18 protein-coding genes are annotated in these 24659 nt (G+C 52.2%); 13 read left to right on the top strand and 5 right to left on the bottom strand.

The genetic code is table 11. The annotated features are described in order from the left end of the window. The first annotated feature begins 2 nt into the window (after positions 1-2). The 13 genes from MUU47_RS18900 (at position 3) to MUU47_RS18840 (ending at position 19078) form a co-directional block, all read left to right on the top strand. Positions 3-1970 (top strand): type VI secretion system Vgr family protein, encoded by a 1968-nt coding sequence (locus MUU47_RS18900; protein WP_258989700.1) that lies wholly within the window; start codon positions 3-5, stop codon positions 1968-1970. An 11-nt stretch (positions 1971-1981) separates the two neighbouring features. Beyond that, positions 1982-2491, top strand: coding sequence for a DUF6931 family protein (locus tag MUU47_RS18895; RefSeq protein ID WP_258989698.1), 510 nt, complete (start codon positions 1982-1984; stop codon positions 2489-2491). Further along, the gene (locus MUU47_RS18890; protein WP_258989697.1) at positions 2491-2790 is read left to right on the top strand and encodes a PAAR domain-containing protein; all 300 of its coding nucleotides are present in this window, start codon (positions 2491-2493) and stop codon (positions 2788-2790) included. Before MUU47_RS18895 ends, MUU47_RS18890 begins: the two co-directional genes overlap by 1 nt. An 11-nt stretch (positions 2791-2801) precedes the next feature. Beyond that, on the top strand, positions 2802-3863 hold the full coding sequence (tssA, locus tag MUU47_RS18885) for a type VI secretion system protein TssA (protein ID WP_258989696.1): 1062 nt from the start codon (positions 2802-2804) through the stop codon (positions 3861-3863). Then, positions 3860-4492 (top strand): type VI secretion lipoprotein TssJ, encoded by a 633-nt coding sequence (locus tag MUU47_RS18880; protein WP_258989695.1) that lies wholly within the window; start codon positions 3860-3862, stop codon positions 4490-4492. Before tssA ends, MUU47_RS18880 begins: the two co-directional genes overlap by 4 nt. Next, positions 4492-5886, top strand: coding sequence for a type VI secretion system baseplate subunit TssK (gene tssK, locus MUU47_RS18875; protein WP_258989694.1), 1395 nt, complete (start codon positions 4492-4494; stop codon positions 5884-5886). Before MUU47_RS18880 ends, tssK begins: the two co-directional genes overlap by 1 nt. After that, entirely contained in the window at positions 5883-6509 is a 627-nt protein-coding gene (locus tag MUU47_RS18870; protein ID WP_258989693.1) for a DotU family type IV/VI secretion system protein, read from the top strand. Before tssK ends, MUU47_RS18870 begins: the two co-directional genes overlap by 4 nt. A gap of 104 nt (positions 6510-6613) precedes the next feature. Next, positions 6614-9952 carry a type VI secretion system protein gene (locus MUU47_RS18865; protein ID WP_258989691.1) on the top strand — a complete coding sequence of 1113 codons (3339 nt, stop codon included), beginning with the start codon at positions 6614-6616 and terminating at the stop codon, positions 9950-9952. Between the two features lie 39 nt (positions 9953-9991). Continuing rightward, on the top strand, positions 9992-12562 hold the full coding sequence (gene tssH / locus MUU47_RS18860) for a type VI secretion system ATPase TssH (RefSeq protein ID WP_258989689.1): 2571 nt from the start codon (positions 9992-9994) through the stop codon (positions 12560-12562). Positions 12563-12597: 35 nt separating this feature from the next. Beyond that, positions 12598-13410 carry a hypothetical protein gene (locus MUU47_RS18855; protein WP_258989687.1) on the top strand — a complete coding sequence of 271 codons (813 nt, stop codon included), beginning with the start codon at positions 12598-12600 and terminating at the stop codon, positions 13408-13410. Between the two features lie 119 nt (positions 13411-13529). Beyond that, complete coding sequence (locus tag MUU47_RS18850) at positions 13530-14876, top strand: VasL domain-containing protein (protein WP_258989685.1); 1347 nt, start codon at positions 13530-13532, stop codon at positions 14874-14876. A gap of 9 nt (positions 14877-14885) precedes the next feature. Continuing rightward, on the top strand, positions 14886-15443 hold the full coding sequence (locus MUU47_RS18845) for a YopT-type cysteine protease domain-containing protein (RefSeq protein WP_258989684.1): 558 nt from the start codon (positions 14886-14888) through the stop codon (positions 15441-15443). A 545-nt stretch (positions 15444-15988) separates the two neighbouring features. Further along, the gene (locus MUU47_RS18840; protein WP_258989682.1) at positions 15989-19078 is read left to right on the top strand and encodes an autotransporter family protein; all 3090 of its coding nucleotides are present in this window, start codon (positions 15989-15991) and stop codon (positions 19076-19078) included. A 66-nt stretch (positions 19079-19144) separates the two neighbouring features. On the opposite strand, the gene MUU47_RS18835 is transcribed toward MUU47_RS18840, so the two are convergent. The 5 genes from MUU47_RS18835 to MUU47_RS18815 all read right to left on the bottom strand — a co-directional run bounded on the left by MUU47_RS18835 (position 19145) and on the right by MUU47_RS18815 (position 24656). Beyond that, positions 19145-19651, bottom strand: coding sequence for a fimbrial protein (locus MUU47_RS18835; RefSeq protein ID WP_258989681.1), 507 nt, complete (start codon positions 19649-19651; stop codon positions 19145-19147). A 9-nt stretch (positions 19652-19660) separates the two neighbouring features. Continuing rightward, positions 19661-20641 carry a fimbrial protein gene (locus MUU47_RS18830; protein ID WP_258989680.1) on the bottom strand — a complete coding sequence of 327 codons (981 nt, stop codon included), beginning with the start codon at positions 20639-20641 and terminating at the stop codon, positions 19661-19663. A 23-nt stretch (positions 20642-20664) separates the two neighbouring features. Further along, entirely contained in the window at positions 20665-23235 is a 2571-nt protein-coding gene (locus tag MUU47_RS18825) for a fimbria/pilus outer membrane usher protein (protein ID WP_258989679.1), read from the bottom strand. A gap of 59 nt (positions 23236-23294) precedes the next feature. Then, entirely contained in the window at positions 23295-23969 is a 675-nt protein-coding gene (locus MUU47_RS18820; protein WP_258989678.1) for a fimbrial biogenesis chaperone, read from the bottom strand. A gap of 156 nt (positions 23970-24125) precedes the next feature. Further along, positions 24126-24656 (bottom strand): fimbrial protein, encoded by a 531-nt coding sequence (locus MUU47_RS18815; protein WP_258989677.1) that lies wholly within the window; start codon positions 24654-24656, stop codon positions 24126-24128. Between the last annotated feature and the right edge of the window lie 3 nt (positions 24657-24659).

Raw genomic sequence — 24659 nt, 5'->3', positions numbered from 1 at the left:
ACATGGCTACGTCATTAGGGCAGGACAACCGCTTTATTCGTTTTGTGGGAGATGCCGCAACGTCTCTGACATTAATGAACATCGAGGGTAAAGAATGCCTCTCAGCTCCTTTTCTTTACAACATCCAGTTCCGCACCGAACTGACCAGCGCGCAAATGGGCCGTTTTCTCGGAAAAGAGCTGGCCTGTGAAATGGGGCGCGACAAACAAAAACGCTATGTACACGGCGTGTTGACCCACATCACCGAAGTGAATAACGCCGACGGGATCAGCACATATGTGGGCCGCCTTGAGCCGCGAATGGCGCTGTTGCGCCTGGGGCGCAACCTGGCAGTATTCCAGAATATGACGGTGCCGGATTTAGTCTGCAAACTGTTGCGTCAGCAGAACATTAGCCAGATTGACCTGCGTCTGCGTGCGACTTATCAGCCCCGTGAATATTGTATTCAGTATCGCGAGTCCGATTTCGACTTCATCAGCCGCTTGCTGGAACAGGAGGGGATTTACTATTTCTTCTCCCATCAAGCCGGACAACATTCGCTGGTACTGGCCGATCATCCTTCCGGCCATCAGCCGGCTAAACCTGCGCAATTGACGTTTACCCCGAAAGCGGGTACCGAAGATGGCGTTGGCATGCTTAGCTGGGCAGCCGGTACCTCGCTGGCGGCGTCTTCCGTGTTGCTGAAGGGCTTCAACATGGAGCAGGCGGCAAGCGTAGAAGGTGAATCAAAGGCGGTAGCTGCCGACTACACCGTACAGAGCGTCAGCTATGTTGATGCCCACGGTCACGACAACCGCTCGCTGTTACAGGCCCAGGCCAGACTCAAAATGGAACAGCTGGAAGCCGATAATCAGCTGTTTTCGGGCCATACCAGCGCGTTCTGGTTCAGCTGTGGCGAGAAATTTACCCTTAACGATCACCCGTCCAGCAAGGGTGATTACCGCATTAAAACCGTGAGTCTTAGCGCTACCAGCAGCATTGATGGCAGCCCCCCCGATTTTTACTGTGGACTCGAATTGCTGAAAGACAGCGTGTCATGGCGGCCAGAGCGCCAGACGCCGCAGCCCGATATCGCCGGGATCTTAACCGCGACGGTGGTCGGGCCGAAGTCGGAAGAAATTCATACCGATGAATATGGCCGCATCAAAATTCAGTTCCCTTGGGATGGCGAAAACAAGCACGACGATGGCAGCTCCTGCTGGGTCCGCGTGTCACAACCGTGGACGGGCGGGCGTTTTGGCGCCATGTTCCTGCCGCGTGTGGGCAGTGAAGTGATCGTCAGTTTTGTACATGGCAATCCGGATTATCCGCTGGTCACCGGCACGGTATTCAACGGTCAGAATAAACCGCCGCTGAACCTGCCGGATGAAAAAAATCACAGCGGCTTTGTATCACGCAGTTCGCTGGATGGCAGCGTCGAAGACAGCCATCAGTTGCGTTTTGACGATAAAAAAGGCGAAGAGCGTCTGGTCATCATCTCGCAGAAAGACCTTCTGCTGACGGTGAAAAACGACGTGGTCACTGAAATCGCCAAAAAAGTCACCGAAACCATCGGCGAAGACCGCGCTACCGAAATCACCAAAGGCAACGAAACGCTGACCCTCAAGGAGGGCGACCGCATTCTGACCCTCGAAAAAGGCAATCACAACACCACGCTGAAGCAGGGCGATTACCTGATGGATATCAAAGGTGCCTTTAAGGCCAGCCTCAGCGGCGGCGAGCACCAGATGGACATCAATGGCGGTGGCAGTACGGTGAAAGCCGACAAAGCCTGCGTGATTGAATCGACCCAAAGCATCGAACTTAAAGTGGGTAGCAGCAAGATTTCTATCACCCCTTCCGGCATCACTATCAGCGCCACCACCATCAAGGTGGAAGGCACCGGCACTGCAGAGCTGAAAGGCGCAATGGTGACCGTCAATGGTAGCGGTATGAGCCAGATCAAGGGCGGCGTAGTGATGATTGGTTGAGGACGATAACGATGAAAGAAAAGTTAATGACCCCGGAAGGGATCGCCGGATGCCGCATTGCTGACAGCGGTTATGAAAATGCGCTGAACCTGATGGTGACCAGCCAGTGGGAAGACGCGCTGGCCTGCCTGGTACTGGATGCGTCACCTGAGAAGGTGCTGGGCTGGGCGTTACAGCAGGTGAACGCGCTGCCGTTGGGTGAAGCCGCACGACTGTGCGCGGGTAATATCAGCCAGTGGCTGAAAAGCCATGATGACGCCTTGCGCCGCGATATTTTCCAGCAGGCGGAAGCGCTCGGTTTTGATACGCCATTAGGCGCGCTGGGCCTGGCGTTGTTCTGGATGCAGGGCAGCATGACGCCGGACGAATTTGACGCCGTCTATCCCGAACCCCATCTCGCCCCGCTGATGCTGCACTGCGCCCTGAAACAGTTGGCGGTGCTGCTGGCGGCAGACAACCCGCCCGTAACCGGGGCGCAAACTCTGCTTGCGCAATGGCAACGCATGCAAGGAGGCCGCTAATGGGCCAGCCTGCTGCTCGCGTCGGCGATATGCACGCCTGTCCGATGGTCACGCCGGGTTTACCGCCCATTCCTCACGTTGGCGGGCCGATCACCACTCCGGGTTCACCCAAGGTCCTGATCGGCGGCGTACCTGCTGCAACAGTCGGCTCAATGGCCGTCTGCGTCGGTCCACCGGACAGCGTGGTGAAAGGCAGCACCAAAGTGCTGATTGGCGGTAAACCCGCGGCCCGGATGGGCGACAGCACAGCCCACGGCGGCACCATAGTGGTCGGCTGCCCGAAGGTTTTGATTTCTTAGAGTGTAATGCGATGAAAAACAATTTTGATGATCTGCTGGCACCCATCAGCGAAGAACAGCCCGCAGGCCGCAACACCGAATATGAACAGATCTATGACGATATTCGCCAGGCGCGTGAAAGCGACCCGGACTATTTGCCGCAGGGCGAGTGGGCGACCGAATTGCGCAAAGCGGACTGGAGCAAAGTCATCCGTCTGAGCCGCCAGGTATTGAAGCAGGACAGCAAAGATCTGCAGGTGGCCTGCTGGCTGGTCGAAGGCCTGACGCAGCAAAACGGCCTGAGCGGATTACAGCAGGGCGGCGAGTTTCTGACGGCGTTTGTACAACGTTACTGGCAGCAGGGCTGGCCAGAGCTGGATGAAGACGGGGCGGTGATCCGCCACAGCATGCTTAACCGTCTGGATCGTCAACTGGCGCAGCTGCTGAATGTCTATCCGCTGATGGGCGACCCGGAAAGCACGCTCGATCACTGGCAGAAAGTGCTGATTCAGGAACATCAGTCGACGATGAAAGCGGGCCGCGAGCACGCTGACAGTGACGACGATTTCACAATGGAAACCTTCAACCGCTGGGCGGCCGCATTGGCCCCGCAAAAAATCGCCGCCCAGAGTGAACTGCTGACGCAACTGGTAGAGATGCTCGATGTGCTCGAAGCCGGTTACGCCGACATCAATCCACAAGCTGATTCATACGCGATGGGGAAAATACGCGGCGTTATTGCCGAGATGCAAGATTTTATCAAGCGTCTGTTTGACCGCGCGGCCCCGGTATACGACGACGTGATGACGCTCAACGTGCTGGCATCTCAGGAAGAGGCGCAGCCCGTCGCAGGGGAGTCGTTCGTGGGCAGAACGCAAAAACAGGGGATGTCGCGGGATTTAGCCATCAGCCAGATGCTGACCATTGCGCACTTCTTCCGCCAGTCAGAACCCTCAAGCCCGGTACCCTTTTTGATGGAGCGCGCCGCGCGCTGGGCCAACATGACGTTGACCGAATGGCTGGAGGAGATGCTGGAAGACGAAAACAGCATGCGTGACATCAACAAAGTACTTAAAGGGCAAGAATCAGAATGAAAGGTTATCTCGGCTGCACGGGTCTGATCCTCAGCGCACTTTTGCTGGCAGGATGTGGGGTGAACAGCGATGAAGCACACCAGCATTCTATTAACACCGTCTCGGCGCCTTTCGCCAGCGGGGCTATCACCCTCAATCTGCGGGCAGAACCAGGCCTTAACAGCGTCAATGAGCTGCCGAACAGCTGTACGGTACTGCTTATCCAGGCGAAAGACAAACCGTCGCTGGATAAGGTGCTGAATAACCCGACGCTGCTCAAAGGGCTGTTCGCGGGCGCAGGCAGTGAAGGAGAGGTTCTGCAACTCGACCGCTACGTCATGATGCCAGGACAAACCAATATTCTGCACATCGACCGGGCACAAAATACCCGTAATATCGCGCTGGTCGCAGGCTATTACCCTTTTCCGGTAAAGCAACATATGTTGACCGCGGAGATCCCGGTAGAGACGCAGAGCAGCGGCTGGTGGTCGCCGGTCTGGCAGTCCCAACTCGCGCCGACCGCACTCTCGGTGACGCTGGGCAGTGAAAGCATCGTCAATGCTGGCGAGTCAAAAGCAAGCGACAGCCCTGCGCCGAAAACCGCATCTGTTCAGCCCTCTGCGGCAGCCGTGGTTGAGGAGAAAGGCTAATGTACACCGAGCAACAGCAAATCTACTGGCACTCCGGGTTATATTTGCAACCTCAGCATTTTCAATCACTTGATTTACACAATGAGTGGCAGCGCGCGCAGCTTGTACAGCTCGAACAGCCCTATAATCATGGCCTGATCGAACTGGCCATCAATGAAGCGGCGTTGGATGACTATGTGGTCAGCGTGGATAACATTCGCTTGATCATGCCCGGCGGCACCTTTTTGTCGATGCCGGGTAACTGCCAGGTTGAAAAACGTAACTTCCGTGATATCTGGAAACAGCGCGATCAGCCGCTGACCATCTGGCTGGCGTTACGCCGCTTTGATCCCTTGCACAATAACGTGACGACGCTGGATAAAGATCTCGATCGGGCCGTCACCCGTTGGGTGAATACCGGAGAAGATCGGGTGATGAAAGACGTCTACGATCACGCGCCGGACGCGGCGGTAGCACGCTTGTGCTACAACGTACGCCTGCTGACCGACGCGGAAAAAATCGATGCCGTCGATTGTGAATGCATGCCGCTAACCCGCCTGCGTTTTGTCAACGACAGGGTGACGCTGGACCCGGCTTTTTCTCCGCCGACGGTCACGCTGTTTGGCTCACACAGCCTGGAAAAACTGATCGATGCAATTTATTTCGATCTTAGCGCCCGCGCGCGCAAACTCGAAGAGTACAAACGCTCGGAACGGCTGGTGAACGACGCAGAGCGCGGCGATCAGGTGACGCAACTGTTGGCGATGCGTTCACTGAACCGCGTACTGCCCATGCTGAAAAACTATTGCCAGGCCCGTCAGGTTCACCCGTGGCAGGTCTACAACCTGTTGTGTCTGCTGATTGGCGAGCTTTCCTCCTTTAACGACAGTTGCTCCTTTGATGGGCAGTGGCGAGACGGGGAAGGCAAACTGCTGGATTATAACCACCATAAGTTGCTGAGCTGTTTCGACAGCGCGCGCGCCACCCTGGTTTCCCTGCTCAACAGTCTGGTGCTGGAAGACAACACCTACATCACGCTGGAGAAAGATGCTCACGGCGTCTTCAGAGGGGATTTCAATAGCGTAGAGCTGAAGCAGGCGGAAACCGCGTTGCTGCTGCTGCGCTCCGCCAATATGCCGCTGGATAATCGTCAGGTCAAAAATCCAGGTGGGATCAAACTGGCGTCCGGGAAAATTATCGAAACCTTAATCCAGCATGCGCTGCCAGGCGTGCCGGTAAATAGCTGTCGCCAGCCGCCGCGCGGAGTACCGAACCGCAGCGACTCACACTATTTTGTTATCGATCAGGATAACGAACTGTGGAGTAACGCCCTCAAAGGGAAAAGCATTTCCTGTTACTGGCCAGATATGCCAGACGATCTTCAGGTTCAGATTATTTTTGTGGTCCCATCATGATGAGTTTATTGAATTGTTATTTACCGCTGTTCAGGCTGGCGACCACGCTATTTCTTGACCCGCAACAGCATCAGGATTATGGCGTATTCCGCAACCAGTGCATGACGTTATTAGAACAGGCGCAGCGTGAATCAGAATTACACCATGAACAACTGGAATGCGAAGAGGCTTTTTTTGCGGTGGTGCTGTATCTCGATGAACGGGTCCTGTGTTCGACTATCCCGTGGGTCAAAGAGTGGCGCGGTGAATTACTGCAGATGCATTATTTTACTCTCTCCGTGGGGGGCGAAGCCTTCTTTACGCGGCTTGATGCGATTGATAAAACCAATACGCAATTGAGAATGGTGTATCTGTTTTGTCTATTGATGGGGTTCCACGGTAAATATACCCAACAGGATGCCCAGTTATTACAACAGCGCATTGACAGTGAAAGGCAATGTTTACCCGAAGCATGGCGACAGTGGCCGAATGAAGCCAGCCTCGTTGAGCAAGGTCTGGGATTAATGAATGGCAATAATCACCAGCGCAAGAAATTACGCCAGCGCAAATGGTTGCTGTGTTCACTACCGTTTGTGATTTATGTCGTGCTGCTTACCGTTGGCTCAGGAATATTTACCGGGTAATAAAAATGTTGAAGAAACTACTTTCCTTTTTTGCATGGGCTATTTTGCTCAGCGTATTATTTATTATTTGCCTGTCAGTCGCGGTGATGACAGAACGGTCATTTATGTTTGCGTTGTTGCTGTGGCTGGCACTGATTCTGAGCGTACTGCTGGTTCGCTTTATCTGGATTTCGCTATCAGGACTTTGGCAAAGCAAAGGGGTTCTGGCTTTTAAGCAACGCTTAAAATTAACCCGGATGGAACATGTTCTGCTGGAGCACTGGCGAACCGGTGCTGCGGTGATTAAACGCATTGGCAGACGTAAAAAGTTTCTGCCCTGGTTTGTATTAACCGGCGGACGCAGCGGCAAAACAACCTTAATGGCCAGCGCCGGGTTACCGCTATTTTCTAATGAACCTGAAAATGCGCTGGTGGTGCCGACCCGTACGCTGCGTTGGTGGTTTTTCCATTCGACGGGGTTTCTCGACCTGTCGAGTAATTTTCTTAACAAAACCCCGGCGTTTGAGCGGGGCTGGTTGCGTCTGGTCAACTGGTGCAAACGTGTACCTGCGCCTGCGGGGATTGTGGTCTGCGTTTCAGTGACCGATTTGCAGGGAAAAGAGGCGGCAGATTTACACCTGCATGCCCGTCTTATCCGTACCCAAATCGAACCATTGATTAAAAAAGTGAAGCGCCGCTTGCCGGTCTATCTTTTTGTGACCTGCTGCGACCACATTACCGGTTTCAATCACTGGGCCAATCAGCTCTCTCCTGCCCAGCGTCAGCAGGCATTAGGCTACTACTGGTTGACGTCGCCGATCGTTGACGGAAAAGATCCCGCACTGCTCGACCCGCTATTTACCTGCGTGAAAGAGGGACTGGATAACGTCCGCGTCAGCATGCTTTCCGGTGGCGATCCGCACAGCAATACTCTGGCGTTGCTGGATTTCCCGGAGCATATGATCCAACTCCAGCCTGCTTTGCAGCGCTACCTTGCTGCGTTATGTGAACCCGACGTTTACTTCGAACCGGCGGAGCTGGGAGGCGTGTGGTTTACCGCCACCGAACCGGTGAGCAAAAACAGCGCCACCCGTAAGGCATTATTTACCCACGATTTAATGACCTATTTGCTGCCGACGCTCAGTCGCCAGCGTGAAATTAAACCGGTGGGTTTTAGCCGCCGTTATCTGCAGCGCTGGGGGACTATGACCTTCAGCCTGCTGGGGACGAGCTGGCTGCTGTGGAGTGCGGTCAGCAGCTTTAGCCTGACGGCTGGCGATCTCCGCCAGATGAGCGTTGAACAGCAGGTGAAGCAGCTGGCCGGGATCGAAGGCTGGAGCCAACAGCCGCTGCGACATTTACCTTTTGTTCCACTTCTCAATCAGCGTCACCGCGAACTGGAAACCCGCCTTCTGGCGGTAACTCCGCGCCAGCCGGTGAATATGGCGCAGGTCGAGGCACATTATCAGCAGCTTTTTGTGCAGGCTTCCCCGCAGGAAAAACGCGCGCTGATCCTGAGCCTGACCAGCACTATCATGACCAAACAAGCAATGCTCGATGACCGGCCACTTGCCGAACTGGAAAAACAGGTGCCGGTGCCTGCGACGCTGAGCCTGACCGGGGCCAGACAACCGTTACCGCTGACACAGGATCTCGCCCTGCAACGTGCATTGCTACAGCAACCGGGTGGCGAAATACAACTTAACGCGCTGCGTCGGCTGCTGGCTAATCTGGTCAACAGTGACAGCGAATGGACGTGGTTAGTCGCGCCGACTGAAACGCTGACCCCGGCCAGTCTGACGGATTTTTTACCCTCAGCGCAGAGCAACGTGCAGGTTGATGGCCTGTGGACGCTGCAGGGCACGGCACAAATTCAGCAGTGGCTGGAGGCGATACGCCTGGCGGCGGGGAACACTGCCAGCCTGCCTTCGCTGGCGGCATTTGAACAACACTGGAGCACGCTACGTCAGGAGCACTGGATGGCGCTGATCCTCGGCATGAACACCCAGACGGCTCCCGCGCTGAACGGAGCGCAGTGGCAATCCACGCTGGTGGCTATCGACCAGGGCAACAGCCCGTCAATGGCGCTGGCACGCTATATCAATGAACAGCTTGCCGATATTCCCAACCGAAAGGCCAGCCGCTGGCTGACCGAACTGCGCCAGTTAAATCAGCTACAGCAGACGGCAGTCGGAGGGGGAGTGATGAAAACCGCCAGCCGACTGGAAAAATCGGTGCTACAGAAAGTGGCGACGCTGTTCAGGCTGGACAGCAAAACGCTGAACACGGCGGTGAGCGAGCTGTCTGTCAAAAACTGGACGGCATGGAAAGGCAGCCTGCGCGCCGCCGTGGCCGATGCCTTTGTGACGCCGAAGACGAGTGAGCGCCTGACGCGCGGGCTGTTTGTAGCTGGAGAAAGCAGCGACAACAATCCGTTGCAGCAACTGGACAGTCGCTTCACCGCGCTGCGCAAAAGTGTTTCTGCTGACCAAACCGACTTTTCGCTGAATGCCGTCTGGACCTTGTATAAAACCGATGCCCACTGGCTGGTGGCGCATGCCATGCAGCGATCCGGCTGCTGGCTGCAGGGTCAATGGCAAAGCCGGGTGCTGTGGCCGATGGAAAAAAATGCCACCCGTCTCGATTACCAGGCACAGCAGGATTTGAGCTGGCAGTATCTGTCCGACTTTATCCGTGGACCGGCAAAAAGCGTGCTGGTCGTAGGGGATAACGGACCGCAAGCGGGTCAGTTCGACGGGCAAACCGCAGGTCTGACACCGGAATTCCTGCGCATGGTTAACCACGTTCTGCGCCCGGACGATGTGCTGGCGATGCCGGAGCGTGAAAACACGCGTAACGATGATGCCTTGGCGGCACTGAAAACCGGGCAGGGCAAAATCGAAGCGCAAATGGCCGCGCTGGAAAAGACCCCGCTTGAGCTGACGTTGAAAAGCCAGCCTGCCACCATCCCCGGTGGTGCGCGACTGATGCCGACGGGAACGCGCTTAACCCTGTTCTGTGACGAACAACGCTGGACACTGAACAGCATGAACTTCAGCGAACAGGCCTCATTCCGCTGGAATCCGGGCCACTGTAGCCGCGTCACGCTGGTGATTAACTTCCCCGGCTTCGACCTGACTTATGAATACTTTGGCGACACTGCCTGGCCTGATTTCCTGGGCGATATTTCCGATGGTCAGCACCGTTATCTCGCCAGTGACTTCCCGGAAGACGCCGCGCAGCTGGACTCACTGGGTATCAAAGAGATTCTGGTGCGTTACCAGACGGGCTCACAAAACACGGTTCAGGATACCTGGCAGCAGTGGCAAACCCTGAATCGCGCGCTGAATGACAATGCCGATGCCCAGCTGGCGCTGACCGACAAAAAAGCGGAGCAGCAGCGGCCCACGGTACTGAACAGCCATTTCTCTGAACTGCCGGTCCGCATTGCGGAATGCCAGTGAGTCGAATTGATTTTTTAAATGAATGAACGGGATTCAAAAATGGGTAACTACCTGAAAAAAGTGGTTGAACGGCTGAGTGTTGAAGCGCGCGGCTGTCTTGATGCGGCAATAAGCCTGGCGGTGAGTCGAACGCATCATGAAGTGGAAGTTGAGCATTTGCTGCTGTCGATCGTCACCCGTCAACCGGCGATAATCGAACAGCTGTGCCTGAACGCTGGCCTGCGCGGTGATGCATTGCTGGAAGCGCTGAAAATCAGCCTCAATCAACAACGTAGCGGCAATACGCGCAGCCCGGTGCTGTCTGAGTCGTTGGTTGAGCATCTCGAAAAGTCGTGGTTGCACGCCAGTGTCTGCTGGCAACAAACGCTGCTGCCGGTGCAGGCGTTGATCGCCAGCCTGTTTGTCAACAGTAAAGAGAGCCCGCAGCATTTTTCAGGCGCTTTGCAACAGGCGCTGTTATGCGATACCAAACAGGCTGACAAACGACTGCGTGATGCCTGTGCCGCAGCAGCACAGAACGCCGTAGCCAGTCAGGTCGATTACAGTGCGGATTCGGCGCTGAAGAAATTTACACGCAACCTCACCGAACAGGCGCGAAAAGGCTCGCTCGATCCGGCCTTAGGCCGCGAGCAGGAAATACGTCAAATCATCGATGTGCTGTTACGCCGTCGTCAGAACAACCCAGTGTTGACCGGTGAACCTGGCGTGGGCAAAACCGCGCTGGTGGAAGGGCTGGCGCAGCGCATTGTCGAAGGCACCGTGCCAGATGCCTTAAAAACGATGGAAATCCTCTCGCTGGATATGGGGCTGTTACAGGCCGGAGCCAGTGTTAAAGGTGAGTTTGAAAACCGTCTGCAAACCCTTCTGAAAGAAGTCAAAGAGTACCCGTCGCCGGTGATCCTGTTTATCGACGAAGCCCATACGCTGATTGGCGCTGGCGGTCAGGCGGGGCAAAACGATGCGGCAAACTTGCTCAAACCGGCGCTGGCACGCGGCGAAATGCGCGTGGTTGCGGCGACCACCTGGGCGGAATATAAGAAGTATTTCGAGAAAGATGCCGCACTGGCGCGACGCTTCCAGGTGGTGAAAGTGGCCGAGCCTGACGAAGAAACAGCCATTGCCATGTTGCGTTCGCTAAAGCCCGCCCTCAGCAAACACCACGGGGTGCAGATCCTCGAAAGCGCGCTGGTGGCGGCGGTGCGGCTCTCCAGCCGTTATATTTCGGGCCGCCAACTGCCGGACAAATCCATCAGTCTGCTCGATACCGCCTGCGCGCGTGTTGCGGTGTCGCAATGTCATGAACCGAAAGAGATTGAAGATCTTAACGCGCTGCTGAGCAACATTCTGGCCGAACGCGAAAGCCTGCAAAAAGAGGGCGAAAACTCGACGCGCCTGAAATGGCTGGATCAGCGTGAAAACGAGATCAATCAAAGCCTGGAGACGTTAAAACCGGTCTGGCAACAGCAGCAACAGCTGGTCGCGCAAATCAATGATGCCCAGGATACCGGGAAAATTGCCGCATTGCGTGCGCAGCTGGCTGAACTGCACAAGGATCACGCGCTGGTTTATGACTGCGTGGACGCCGTCTGTGTGGCGGACGTGATTGCTGGCTGGACCGGGATCCCGCTTGGCCGAATGATGGAAAAAGAGCAGCAGCAACTCAGCGACCTGGTGGCACGCCTTGAGGCGCGGGTGATTGGCCAGCCTCATGCTCTGGCTGAAATTGCTCAGCAGATCCGTATCGGCCGCGCCAACCTCAGCGATCCGGTTAAACCAACTGGGGTGTTCATGCTGGCGGGGCCCTCTGGCGTGGGTAAAACCGAAACCGCGCTGGCGCTGTCGGAACTGTTGTACGGCGGTGAACAGAGCCTGATAACCATCAACATGTCGGAATACCAGGAAGCGCATTCGGTGTCGGGCCTGAAAGGTTCACCTCCGGGCTACGTTGGCTACGGCCAGGGCGGGGTGTTGACCGAAGCTGTACGCCGCCGTCCGTACAGTGTGGTGCTACTCGATGAAGTTGAAAAAGCGCATCCTGATGTGATGGAAATTTTCTATCAGGTTTTCGACAAAGGTTTTATGGAAGACGCCGAAGGTCAGCAGATTAACTTCCGTAACACTCTGATAATCCTCACCAGTAACCTGGCGAGCGACCTGGTAATGGACGCCTGCGAAGCCGGTGACGTCGGCAATGCTCATCTGACCAAACTTATCCGCCCGGAATTTGACCGCTTCTTCCGGCCTGCTCTGATGGGGCGCTTGCGCCTGATCCCGTATTTGCCGGTGGTCGGTGAGACATTATCGAAAATCATTCGTCTGAAGCTGAACAACGTGTGCCAGCGCTTTGCACAAGCCGGGGCAGGGGACTCCTCTCTGGCCTACAGCGAGAAAATCGTCGAGTTTATTGCCAGCCGTTGCCAGGTGGCACAGAGCGGGGCGCGCGAAATAGATGCGGTAATCAATAGCGAGATACTGCCTTTGCTGACCGATAAATTGCTGGCTACAGAAGGGAAGACCGATATTCGTTTACAGCTGGGGATGAGTAAGGACCGTCTCACGCTGACGAAACAGAGTGCGGTAAAACGCGCTGCCGTCAGCGTACAGGGATAAGGGTCTTAGCATATTATATCAATAATGGGGAACATATGATTTATCATTCTTTTGATACACGTAGTGACAGACCAATAGCCGCGCGCGTAGTGGTGAATTTTGAATTTCCTCAAATAAATGGCGGGAAAAGTTTTTCCTGTAAAGAAGATGGTGTGCGAAAAATATATCAAGGTTCTCTTGATTATTTTTTACAACGCTCAGAACCCGGTAATCGTTTTTGTGGTATAATGAATATTTTCACAGGAACCGTGGATATTTATCCCATAGACGCTATGAGGGACGATGCGCTTGACGGTGATTGGGGGCAAAAAACATATGATAAAGTGACTTATGATAAGCAAGAGCCTATTTTTCATAGTCCTGCAACGACTGGTGGTGGTTCAAGATCTTCCCATACACAGCTATGTACTAAAATAAACTCACTCAGCGGTGGTCTTTTTGGTAAAAAAATGACGCCGAATTATAATGACTATATAGGTTTTACCTTTAATGACATACGTTCTTTAAGAAATAATTCTGCAAGGCGTTGGCTCAGTGATGAAACATCTATGTTATATGGTGTTTCCAGATCGTTAAACTTAAAACATGTAAAGGAAGTTGCTGAGCATGCCGTTCCCCAAAATTCTAATTTAGCCTCGTGGAATATGCATACAAACATGCTCTCGAAAGAGGTTGAGCATATACCCGTTGAATTGCGCATTCATATTTTAAGAGGGATTAAAATTCTCCCCTTTGTGGATTCATCATGGAAAAATGCAATTGATGCAGAATTAAATCGTCGAGATATGACCGTCGCTGGATATAAAGATCGTAAACGGAGCCTGCCGGGAAACCGAATCTTTGTATAAGCAGAAAAATGAATGCAGCAGACCCCGTTCCGGTGAGGGGCGATGCAATCCAGAGTGAATAATTAGCCATGTTAACGTGTGGGGCCAACAGGATTCACGCATAAAGGTCAGAGGTGAATATGAAAGCGATGGTGAATCTGAAGGCGTTAAAAATTAACGGTCACGATCCCCGGCTCAGTAAGGCATTTTTGCTGCTCAGCAGCGACCTTAGCCCTCTTAACGGGACGCTGCCGACCACCACAGATTGGCACATGCTGGAAGATAAATGCTTTCAGCTGTTCCGGGATTATGGTTACGACCTGCAAAACGGGGTCTGGTTCTGCCTGATCGCTATGCGCCTTAATGGCTGGGCTGGCCTTGCACAATCGCTCGAACTTCTTTCCACCGCCTTTACCCATAACAACCTGCGCTGCTGGCCACCGGTGGCCGCAGCGCAACAGCGCCAGCAGCTGATTGACTGGTTTTGTGCCAATGTCGCGACGCAAATTTATACCCTGGAATATGGCCCGCAGAACAACGGTGAAATGCGCCAGGTGGAAAGATGTATCGGCTTGCTGTGTGAATATGCCAAAGGCCAGTCATCACGCAGTCACGATTCGCTGAGAAATCTGCACTACTTTTTACAGGTGCGCTGTCGTTCGGTGCCTTATCCACCCCAAAAGGTCATGGCACAGCAAGCGCAATCAACGGTCGCAGCAGACCCCAAAAGGGTTAAAGAAAAACCGGCACCTGTGCCATCGGGGCCGCAATCTGCGCCGGTTGTACTGGCGCAAACCACACCGTCTGTCTCCGCTGCTGCTCAACGCCCATTATGCTGGGCGCTGAGTGGTCTGGCGGCGGGCATTTGCCTGTGTCTGAGTGTGGCGGTTGTCGGATACTACCTGCAATTGCCCGCCTTAAGTGAAACGCTTATCGCCCCGGTAGCGCAATTGCAGCAGCGCGAGAACGCTCTGGAGAGTGCCTGGCGTGATACGCCCGCTCCGCGTATTCAGCAACAAAAGCAGGTCATTTTACAACAAGCGACCCCGGCACTTAACTGGCTCAGCGCCCAGTCCTCTGACGCGCTATTTCGCCAGGGCGATCGTTTAGCCAATTATTTAGAGCTGGCCTTCCCCAATAATCAGGTCAGTACACAATGGCGACGCAGCCTGAAAGAAAAATCCGGCAGCATTCCTGCCCTGGATGGTTATATCCAGGCCAATGCCCACCTGGATGCACTGGAAGCCCGTCTGCTCAATGCCGAGAGAAGCAAGAGTAAATATATGACCGTCTCGGAGCTTAAAACGGCGGTTTATCAAATTCGGCAGGATTTGCAACGTAACGGTATTGCGGCAGAAACATTGCTGTGGGAAATGCAGAGTCAGAAAAATAAAGGGGAAGCGGTTGACCCGGCGCTTTTAAAACAGTTTTCACAACGGATTGATGCACTGAATTCACATTATTTTATATTAACCAAGTTGAAATAGGGAATAGAAATGAAAAAAATTGCATTTAGCCAGGGGGCATATATTGATAGCCATAAAAAATTCGCTGGGATTCCTGGGCTTTGTGTTGGGTTATCCATTGTATGGCTGGATTCTAAAGTAAAAAATAGAGTATTTAATGAGTATGTTGAAAGGGAAAAAATACAGTCAAGAGTGCTTGGGATACAAACCAATGGTGACGCCCTGGATGATATGGAAGGCTTTTTCAAAGCATGGTCACAGGAGCGGGGATGTAAACTTATTGAGGGTAATATTCATGTAAGGGAGCATTTGTCGTACTCTGCTCTGCTGATTGAGATATTGAGAGATATTGTCGCTCCGACCTCAAGTAATATTATTTATGGGATCTTGTCGGTAGGTCATAATTGCAGTGGGCACTGTATGGCATGGGTTAATAATAATGGTCGGTATGAGTTTTTTGACGCCAATGCAGGGATCTATTCAGAAATGAATAGCAGTGATTTTTTTGTTCATGTTAACGGTCACTTAAAAAAATACTATCCAGAGGACAATAGCTCCGCTTATGTAATTAAAATGGGTCCGAAATAACAGCCTGTGCTGTGTTGCCAGGAAAATAATCACTGCTGGTGATTTGATTTTATACGGTCTATGTTATGGGGGCTGAATGCATCCTGCAGAGTTACGATTAACAACCCAATTGCCTTTTATTATACAAACGGCGAAACAACAGCTTTCATCCGCACTTCATGCCCTGAGCCGAAGCCAGTTATCAATTTTAAAAAGCCTTAACCCGCACGCTGTTGTTTGATATGGAAATGCCAAGTTGCCATTGCCATAGTTTTCCGCAACGGTTTTATTAAACAGCAAGCACTCCGACTTTTTTTGAAAGGTCGGAGTGCTTAATGATTTTTAAATAAGTTATTTACGGAATATAACTCTACAGGAGAGAGTGGAGGGCTTAAGCTCAGGCGTGAGAGGATAAATAAAGTAAGGAAACTACCATGCCAAATCATGATTTTAAAAAATCGATACTTGGGTTGTTCATCGCGATGGTAACAGGATCTGTTAGTGCGACTGATTATCCAGGGATTAATGCAGCAGGTCAAGAAGTAACATTATTACCAGGTGATAGCGTGACCTGGTTGTCACCCTCTGGCAACGCGGTGGTGGCCGGAAGTAATGGCATTATCAATGCGGATGGCGTGACGGTTGAAAGTGCCGCCGGTGGGCTTTCAACCAGTAGTACGGGTATTATCAATTTCAGCAATGGCAGCGTACACAGTAATGGTAATTATAATTCGACTGTTTATGCCTCAGGAAACAGTCAGATAACGATCACGAACAGTGAGTTAAGTAAAACCGGCGCCGGATGGGCCGCTATTAATGCCAGTGGTGGGGCGCAGGTAAATGTCACCGACGGAAGTCTTGATGCCGGTGGGTCAATGGCGATTATGGCCGATGGCAGTAATACGCGGGTCAGCGTAACGGCAACCGACCCCGCTCAGAAAGTCAATATTAGCAGTGATATTTCCGCTTTCGCGGGTTCTGCTATCTCAGCAAACAACGGGGGGCGGGTAGAACTGGATGGCATTTCTCTGACGGCATCGGCTGCCGGGGGGCTTTACGCCTATGGCGGTGGCTCCAGCATCCTGGCTGACCATTCAGTGATTGATGCTGCGGGTTATGCCGGTGTGTGGGTCACCGGAGGATCCTTTACCCGTAAAGCACAGGCGACCGTCAATAATAGTGATATCAGTGCTAATGACATTGGTATTTTAGTGCAAAGTAACAGCACGGTAGCCAGCGAAAATACGGCCATTACCGTGGCAGGGATGTCGCTAACGCAGGGATACGGAATTCTGTCGCAATATACCGGTGAGTTTTCCGGTAAAAATATGCATATTCACACCCTGGGCGATAACGCGTTGGGTATTGCGGCGCTGGATGGCGGCACCATTTCTGTTGATGGTGGAGAGATAATCACTGAGGGGCAAGGCGCTTATGGGATTTATGCCGACAGTGGCATGACCTCCTTTAGCCACGTCAACGTAAACGATACTGAAATCATTACTCAGGGTAATAATAGTTACGGCGTATTTTCTGTCCGCCATTCCGCGACCCGGCTCGATAATGTGGATATTACGACCGAAGGCGACGCTTCGCTGGGGATGGGGCTGGATGCAACCTATGGCGCGACGTTAACAGCCAATAATGTCAATGTTACCACTGCCGGGGAAGGAGCGTATGGCGTTTACCTGGCGAATGCCGCGCAATTTTCGCTGAATGGCGGCAGTGTAAACAGCGCCGGGGCAAACGCCTACGGTATTTATAGCTTGCTCGGTAACGATCAGATGATAACCCAGATTGACGTTATCGATGCCAGTCTGTCCACCGATAATGCATCAACAATATACGCGCGTGGCGGGAATGTTAATCTCACCCTTTCCAATAGCACGCTAAGTGCTGCCAACAATAATAACGTGTTTGAATTTGACGATTATACCGAAGGGACTACCACCGTATCGGCAGGTTCGGCGGTTGTTAATGCCACCAATAACAGCCAGCTCACCGGCGATGTGTATATCAACAGCGGTGAAGCGCAGTTGAATCTGAGCCAAAACTCATCATTACAGGGCGGCGTGGCCTACAACACACAAAACAATAGCGCGCTGGATATGTCCATTGATGCGGATAGCTTGTGGACGGTGACCTCAAACTCCAGTCTGCGCACGCTTTCAAGTCAGGGGACGGTGGCCTTCGACCATTCTGCGAATAGCTTCAATACGGTCACGGTGAACAATTTTCAGGGCGGCGGCACGCTGGTGGTAAATACGCGTCTCGGAGACGACCTTTCGCCTACCGATAAATTGATTATTGATGGCGGAACGGCGACGGGCTCCACGGCGCTTCAGATTGTCAATCAGGGCGGAGCCGGTGCGCAAACCGCGACCGGCATTCAGGTTGTGGAAGCGCTGAATGGGGCAACAACCGGGAGCGATGCGTTTAGCCTGAGTGCGGCATCAACGGGCTATCGCGCCAGTACAGCCACGATATCTGCGGGCGCTTATGATTATCACTTATCGCAGGGCGGAAACGCCGGTGATGCCAATAGCTGGTATCTGACTTCGGAATATATCGTACCGGACCCGGTTCCTGATCCTGACCCGATTCCAGACCCCGACCCTGCGCCAGATCCCGACCCGGTTCCAGACCCCGACCCCGACCCCGACCCCGACCCGGCGCCAGATCCCGACCCGATTCCAGACCCAACGCCGGACCCTGACCCTGTACCGACCAGACATGATTATCGTCCGGAAGTGGGGGCATATTTAGGCAACCAGATAGCCGCACAAACTTTGTTTAACCAAACGTTCCATGACCGTACGTCAGGGCCGACGTCGCAAGGTGTCTGGCTGCGCATTGAAGGGCACAGCACTGACGATTTGTCCGCTGCCGGTAATCAGGTTGGGATGGATATTGATACTGAACTGGTGCAACTGGGTGCGGATCTCCTGACGGCACAGACTGAAAGCGGCCTCTGGAAAGCGGGGATTATGGCCGGATACGGTCACGCAAAAACGGACTCGTCATCAAGGGTGCAAAATAAGCGCGTCAGCGCCGAAGGTGAGGTCGATGGCTACTCTATTGGGGTTTACGGGACCTGGCTTGGCGAAGGTGCTGAGAAAGGTGGCGCTTACGTCGATAGCTGGATCCAGTATGGCTGGTTTGATAATGAGGTCACCGGTGAATTGGCCCCTGAATCGTACGACGCGACCAATTTGTCGGCCTCTCTGGAAGCCGGCTATGCCTTCAGACCTGTCGCCGGGTGGAGCCTGATGATGCAGCCTCAGTTGCAGGTCATTTATAGCGACTATGAGGCGGATGAACACCGGGATTCAACCAACACGCTAATTAAAACCGATGACGGTACCCAGTTGTCAACGCGCGTTGGGGTACGTTGGTTCTCAGATGCACAAGCACAGCCAGTTAAGCCCTTCGTGGAAATCAACTGGTGGCATTACAGTGGCGATACGGCCATCGCGTTCAATCAAACTCGTGTCGAATACGACAATGCGACGGATGTCGCTGAGTTTAAGGTAGGGTTGGAAAGTGACCTCGGTCAGAACCTGAAAGTCTGGGGGCACGCTGTCGCCAGCGTCAATATGGGGACTGAAAACTATGAGGATTACGGCGGTATGCTGGGCGTCAGTTACCACTGGTAAGTCTTAGTGCTCTGGAACGCCAGCGTTGTCGTATCAACGCTGGCGTTTCCTTTTATGCGGCACTGGTTAATGATAGGTAAAGGTTAGCTGGACGACGCTGGCAAACGTTCCCCCCGTCGCCGCGCCAGTGGTGCTGACCATCCGGGCGGATAACGGGAACAGGGCCGTATGGGCGTTGCTGTCCACGTTAACGCTCATTTTGCTACCGGGTGAAAATTGTGTATCGTGAGCGCGGTTTGCCAGCTCTAAAGCCAGGCCTTTGCTGGTGCCATTGTTAATAAATTTATCCGGAGCGTCATTATCGGGCGTACCGCCAAAGGTGACCTCACTTTCGGTGGTAGTCACCGGACATCTGGACAGGGATAACGCAAAGTCTTTCCACTTACCTGCATCACCCGCTTGTTTAAAGTCAGTGGCAATCGCTTGACCGAGCTCCACGGTTTGGTTGACCGTACCGGGGTCAACTACACAGGGGGTAGCTAAAATTTTGCCGGTGACGTTGATAGTGACATCGTCAGCATGAGCCATAAATATCCCGCAGGCAAAACAGGCACTAATCAGTTTGCGCTTCATTTTTTTGCCTCAGCGGTAAGAAATGGTCAGTGTGGCAACGGCATTCGCGACACCAGGAGTTATCGTGCTGCTGGTTTGATAGTAACGAACGTTAAAGTTGGGAAACGCACTCCCACCGGCATCGAACACCTGGCCGATGGACAGGTAAGTATTGGGGAGCATGGGGGTATCACCATGTAAAAACTGCACGCCGACACCGCTGGCAACGCCCGTTTCTTGGGTTAAATTAATCACACCGAGCTCTGGAATGGCATAACCATTACCACTGGACAGTTTGGCACCGATTTCTACCGGGTCGTTGCAGGTGATATGTATACCAAACTCTTTGCTGGCTAATGTAGTACCCTGGCCGGTAAATTCATCGGCTGAAGGTGTGCCGAGGTTTATAAATAAAGTTTTTGGATCAGTTGAGCATGTCACGGCTTTAAAATTAATATTACCGGCATAGGACAGGTTATTTGGATTACCCAAGCCTTCCCGGCCGTAAACACCAATACCAAATTTGGTTTGTGACTGTAATAATTCACCTGAACCTATATTTGTTGATGTTTTAACCAGCGCAATGGTGGTAGTGAAATTAAATGAATCACTTCCATCTGAAGACACATAACCGAGCGGAGTATTACGCGTATCACAGCCAGAACCCGTTCCCGTAACACGTTGGCCTTGTTGGTTGATGAGGGTGATACCAATACCAGGCACACCGGTATCATAGACACCAGGAAAGCCTGAAATTTGACTTCCTGTACCATAATAACAGGCAATGATAACATCATTATCATGGCCGCTGGAGCACGAACCACTGACAGAAAATAGGTGGTCCGAACCGGGTATGACTTGCCCAACGGGCAGCGTGGATGATACCGAAATAGAGGCCATGGTTGCCTGATTAGGAATATCAGGCGTTGTGCAACTGGCACTGGCATGGTGTGTATATAAACACGCCACTGACAGGAATGTCATGATGATAAAAAATTTAATGATTTTCATAATCTGTTATTCCGATAATAAAATTATTTGCACTGTGCGCTAAGGGTGATGACATCGTGGCCAGTGGATTCCGGTAGCTGATAATTAACATGGCATTGTTTGTCCGCTCCTTGTCCCCAGCTCACCAATAATTGACCTTCATCATTCAGGCCTGTGAGATAAACCTGCCCTTCATCGCCGACAATAAATTCCTGTTGGTCTTTTTCATTGGTCAGCGTGACCGAAGCCCCGAATGGAATAGGGCGCAGGTCAGGACGCAGTAACGTCATTAAGACACGCTTGCCGATACGCGTATTGAAACTTGCGCGCACGACGGCTCCGCGGGTTGGCACCACGTTTTGCGAGGCCATTGTTAAATCGGCATCATCAGGCAGCATTTCGGTATTCAACGACACCGCTGTTTTATGATACGGGCTGACATACGGCACGACGGTATAACCGCGGAAATCTGTTTTCACGCCGGTTTGGTTATTAACCCCGACACCTTTTACACCCGGCGCTTTTACCAGCGCAATAGTTTCCCCTAATGGCTGGCTAAAGGTCACGCCGTTTGCATGGGCGATAATTCCCCCCTGAACGCCATAGTTAACCTGACGCTGATTTTTATCCGAGGAGATCCCGGCATTCACCTCGCCGTAGGTTCCTTTATAATCGGCATTAATATTACTGCTGTCACTGTTGTGATCAGAAGATACCCCTTCCTGAATATTCCAGTTAAGGTTGTTCCCCTCCAGCGCTGAGCCATTCAGGCCGATATTTTGTGTTGTAGCGGAATGCTTACTGGTATTGAGACCATAATTAACGTAGGTGTTTTTAAGCCATTTATCTAATGGAACCGAAACATTCAATGAAAGAACCCGATCGTTGTCGTGATTGTTCTCATCATCCGCATCGTCAGTGAATGAATCATAGGTGTTCTGGTTATAGCTGTAGTTAATGCCATAACTGATACCGTGCCAGCTGTTGTTATAGCCAAGGCTAATGGATGACATTTTTTGGTCGCTGTTCCAGTACGCTTCTTTTATTGCGCTCAGGGTCAACGAGCCGAGGGTAGGGCTAATATTCTGGTTAATCGTCAGTTCTTCTCGCTGGCGGCGATGCTCATTGATCTGGGAATTATCATTATCGTTGTAAGAGTCCAGCACATCCTGTAGCGAATAATAGCCTGCGGTCGAGTAACGATAGCCAGCCACGGCAACCGTGGTGCCCGTGGCGGCGATATCTTTGCTATAACGCACACGCCATGCGCGCCCATTTTGTTCCGTACTCTCTTTAAGCTCGGATTTTGCCTGATCGACATCGACAGACAGCGCACCCAAGGTGCCGAAGTTTTTGCCCACGCCTGCGCTGAAAGCAGCGTAATGTGAACTGCTTTGCAAGCCGCCGTACAGTGTCCATCCTGCCGGTAAACCGTACATCGCGGTGCCTTGCATGAAGGGCGTCTCATCGACATGGTTGTCGTATGAACGATAGTGACCCGCCGTCACGCTGTATTTGAGATGTCCTTCACGTTGCAACACCGGTAGCGAAGCGTAGGGCACGATAAAATTTTGTTCGCTGCCGTCTGATTCTTTCACCGTGACATTCAAATCGCCGCTGCTACCGGTGGGGTACATATCCGTAATTTCAAATGCGCCGGGGGCCACGTAACTTTGGTAGATAACATACCCGTTCTGGCGCACCACGACCTGTGCGTTACTGTGGGCTATCCCTCGAATCAGCGGGGCATAGCCTTTGAGGCTGTCCGGAAGCATATCGTCGTCTGAAGCCAGCTGGGCACCGGTAAACGAAATACTGTCGAAAACATCAGACGGTGAACTGCTTTGACCCACAGTGAGCTGGCTTTTTAGGGCGATAATATTGCGCTGGGCGTATGTGTAAACGCTGGAAAAATGCTCGTCGCTGCTGGTGTCGCTGCTGTTTTTACTCCATGTCGAGTAATTACGAAAACGCCAGGCGCCAAGGTTAAGTCCGGGTCTGAGGTTCAAAAAAGCATTGGAACTGTCTGGCGTCTGCGCATTGCGGCCATAGCTCTTTCCACCGGTAAAGCTGTAATTCAGCAATGCCGCATTAATACCTTCATCAAACTGCTCCGGCGATACATAGCCACGTGGTTGGTGGCTAATCAGGGATTGAGGAATGCTCAATAATAATTTTTGTTGGTTAAACTTGAATTCAGCACTGGCTGCCGGAATATCACTGAGATAAACACAGCGGGAACCCGCGCGTGCTTTGGGTAGCGCTTTATCTTTTATGCCGAACTGTTTTAATGTCTCGACAGTAAAACAAGGTTCTAATGTGGTATTGTCTTTCCCTGATGCCGTAAATTCAACGTCCCGGGTATCAAAAGATTCATTATTAATATATATGTCGACACGATACGTGCCAGGGGCCTGGGCATTGTCTTTTTCGAAGGCACTGATATCTGTTTTACCCTGTTGCGGGTTTTCTAAATCCAGTAGCGCCGGATTAAAATAATCATCAGCATTTGCCTGCCCTGATAATATACCAAGCAACGCGATACTCAGTGATATCGCACACGCTACAGGCGTGACAATGAATTTTCGTGGTCGTTGTTGATATGTTTTACACATAGTGAATAACCATTTACCAGGACTGAAGATAAAACAAATAGCAGGATTGAACAAAAAACTTAGTGTGCGCTGGCTGTGAATGTTTTGCTGATGCCGCCGTAATCGTTAATGATGCTCCAGGCGACAGTAGTGCCCTGCATGCCAGCATTGAGCGTATAGGTCTGACTGCTCATAGGCGGCAGATAATTAGCCTGGCTGATGGCTTTTCCATTTAACGTGACTTGCTGGAAGTTCATGTAAAAAGGCGTTGGGTTATTGGCCTTCAGGGTATTGCCACTTTTGCTCCAGGTGATTTTATTCGCCACACTCTCAGGCGTCGCGGAGATGCCGTTCGGGCGATAAATCAATTTGAGCCGTGTTTTCACCGCTATCTGTAAGGTATTTGAGCTCTCAGATTTTTTCGATGCCGGTACCGACTTGATATCCAGCCAGAACAGAGACTCCCGATCGTTCGGTAACTGTGCCGGGATTTTTACTACCCGCAATATATTTTCCTGCGATCCCTTCAGACGGAACAGTGGCGGCGTAATGATAAAAGGTGCTTTGCTTCCACCCTCGTGTTCAGGTGCGACCCATGATTGGATTAAATAGTTAATGTCGTCAGGGTTGGTAATAGTAATGGATGATTCTTTTTTGGCACCATTATAAATAAGGCGAGTGCCACCAATAATGACACCAGCATGCGCAACAGGAAGCGTTGCAACAAAAAGAGTAGCGATTATTATCTTACGCATAATAATACCTTTAAAATAATAAGTAGGTCAGAGATATATACAGGAAAGAAAATCTCTCCCACCAGACGCAGTTATCCCACCCGGAATGGAACTGGGGAATGACAGAAAATTGAAAAACAACGCTGGTGAGAAAGACTCACCTGATTTTTGCAAAAACTAGTTATAAACGACGGTGAAGTTGGCTACGGAGTCAGCCTGGCCGGCGGTGACAGTGTCGGATGTCGCAATATAACGGGCGCCAAATTCCAGCTCATTATCTACAGAACTTTGCAGAGGGTGGTCAACAGAAGGTTGATACAGCGGGAATGGCTGTGAAGATTCATCCAGAAGCTGGATACCTACGCCACTTGCAATATCCGCCCCAGCCGTTAACGCCAGCACTTCTGCATTGTCAGGGTTTGCCGTTCCACTAAAGGTAATCGACGCGGTAGAGACGCTTGCCGGGCAATTCTTGAGTGTCAGTTTAAAGCTTGTAGGCGAGGTGGTTGAACCGACACCGGTGAATACCGTTTTTGAAACTTTACCTAAATCGACGCTTAATGGGCTGGCGAGTGAATCGACAACTTCACAGGCGGAATCCAGAATTTCACCCGTAAAATTAACTTGCCCTTCACCGGTGGCGGCAAATGTAGCAGGTGCAGCAATAAATGCCCCTGACAACATAGAGAGAGCGATCAGTCTTTTCATTTA

The sequence above is a fragment of the Scandinavium hiltneri genome (assembly GCF_024764835.1).
GTDB lineage: Bacteria > Pseudomonadota > Gammaproteobacteria > Enterobacterales > Enterobacteriaceae > Scandinavium > Scandinavium hiltneri.
The sequence above is the reverse complement of the archived record's forward strand: the minus strand, read 5'-3'. Positions and strand labels throughout refer to the sequence as shown.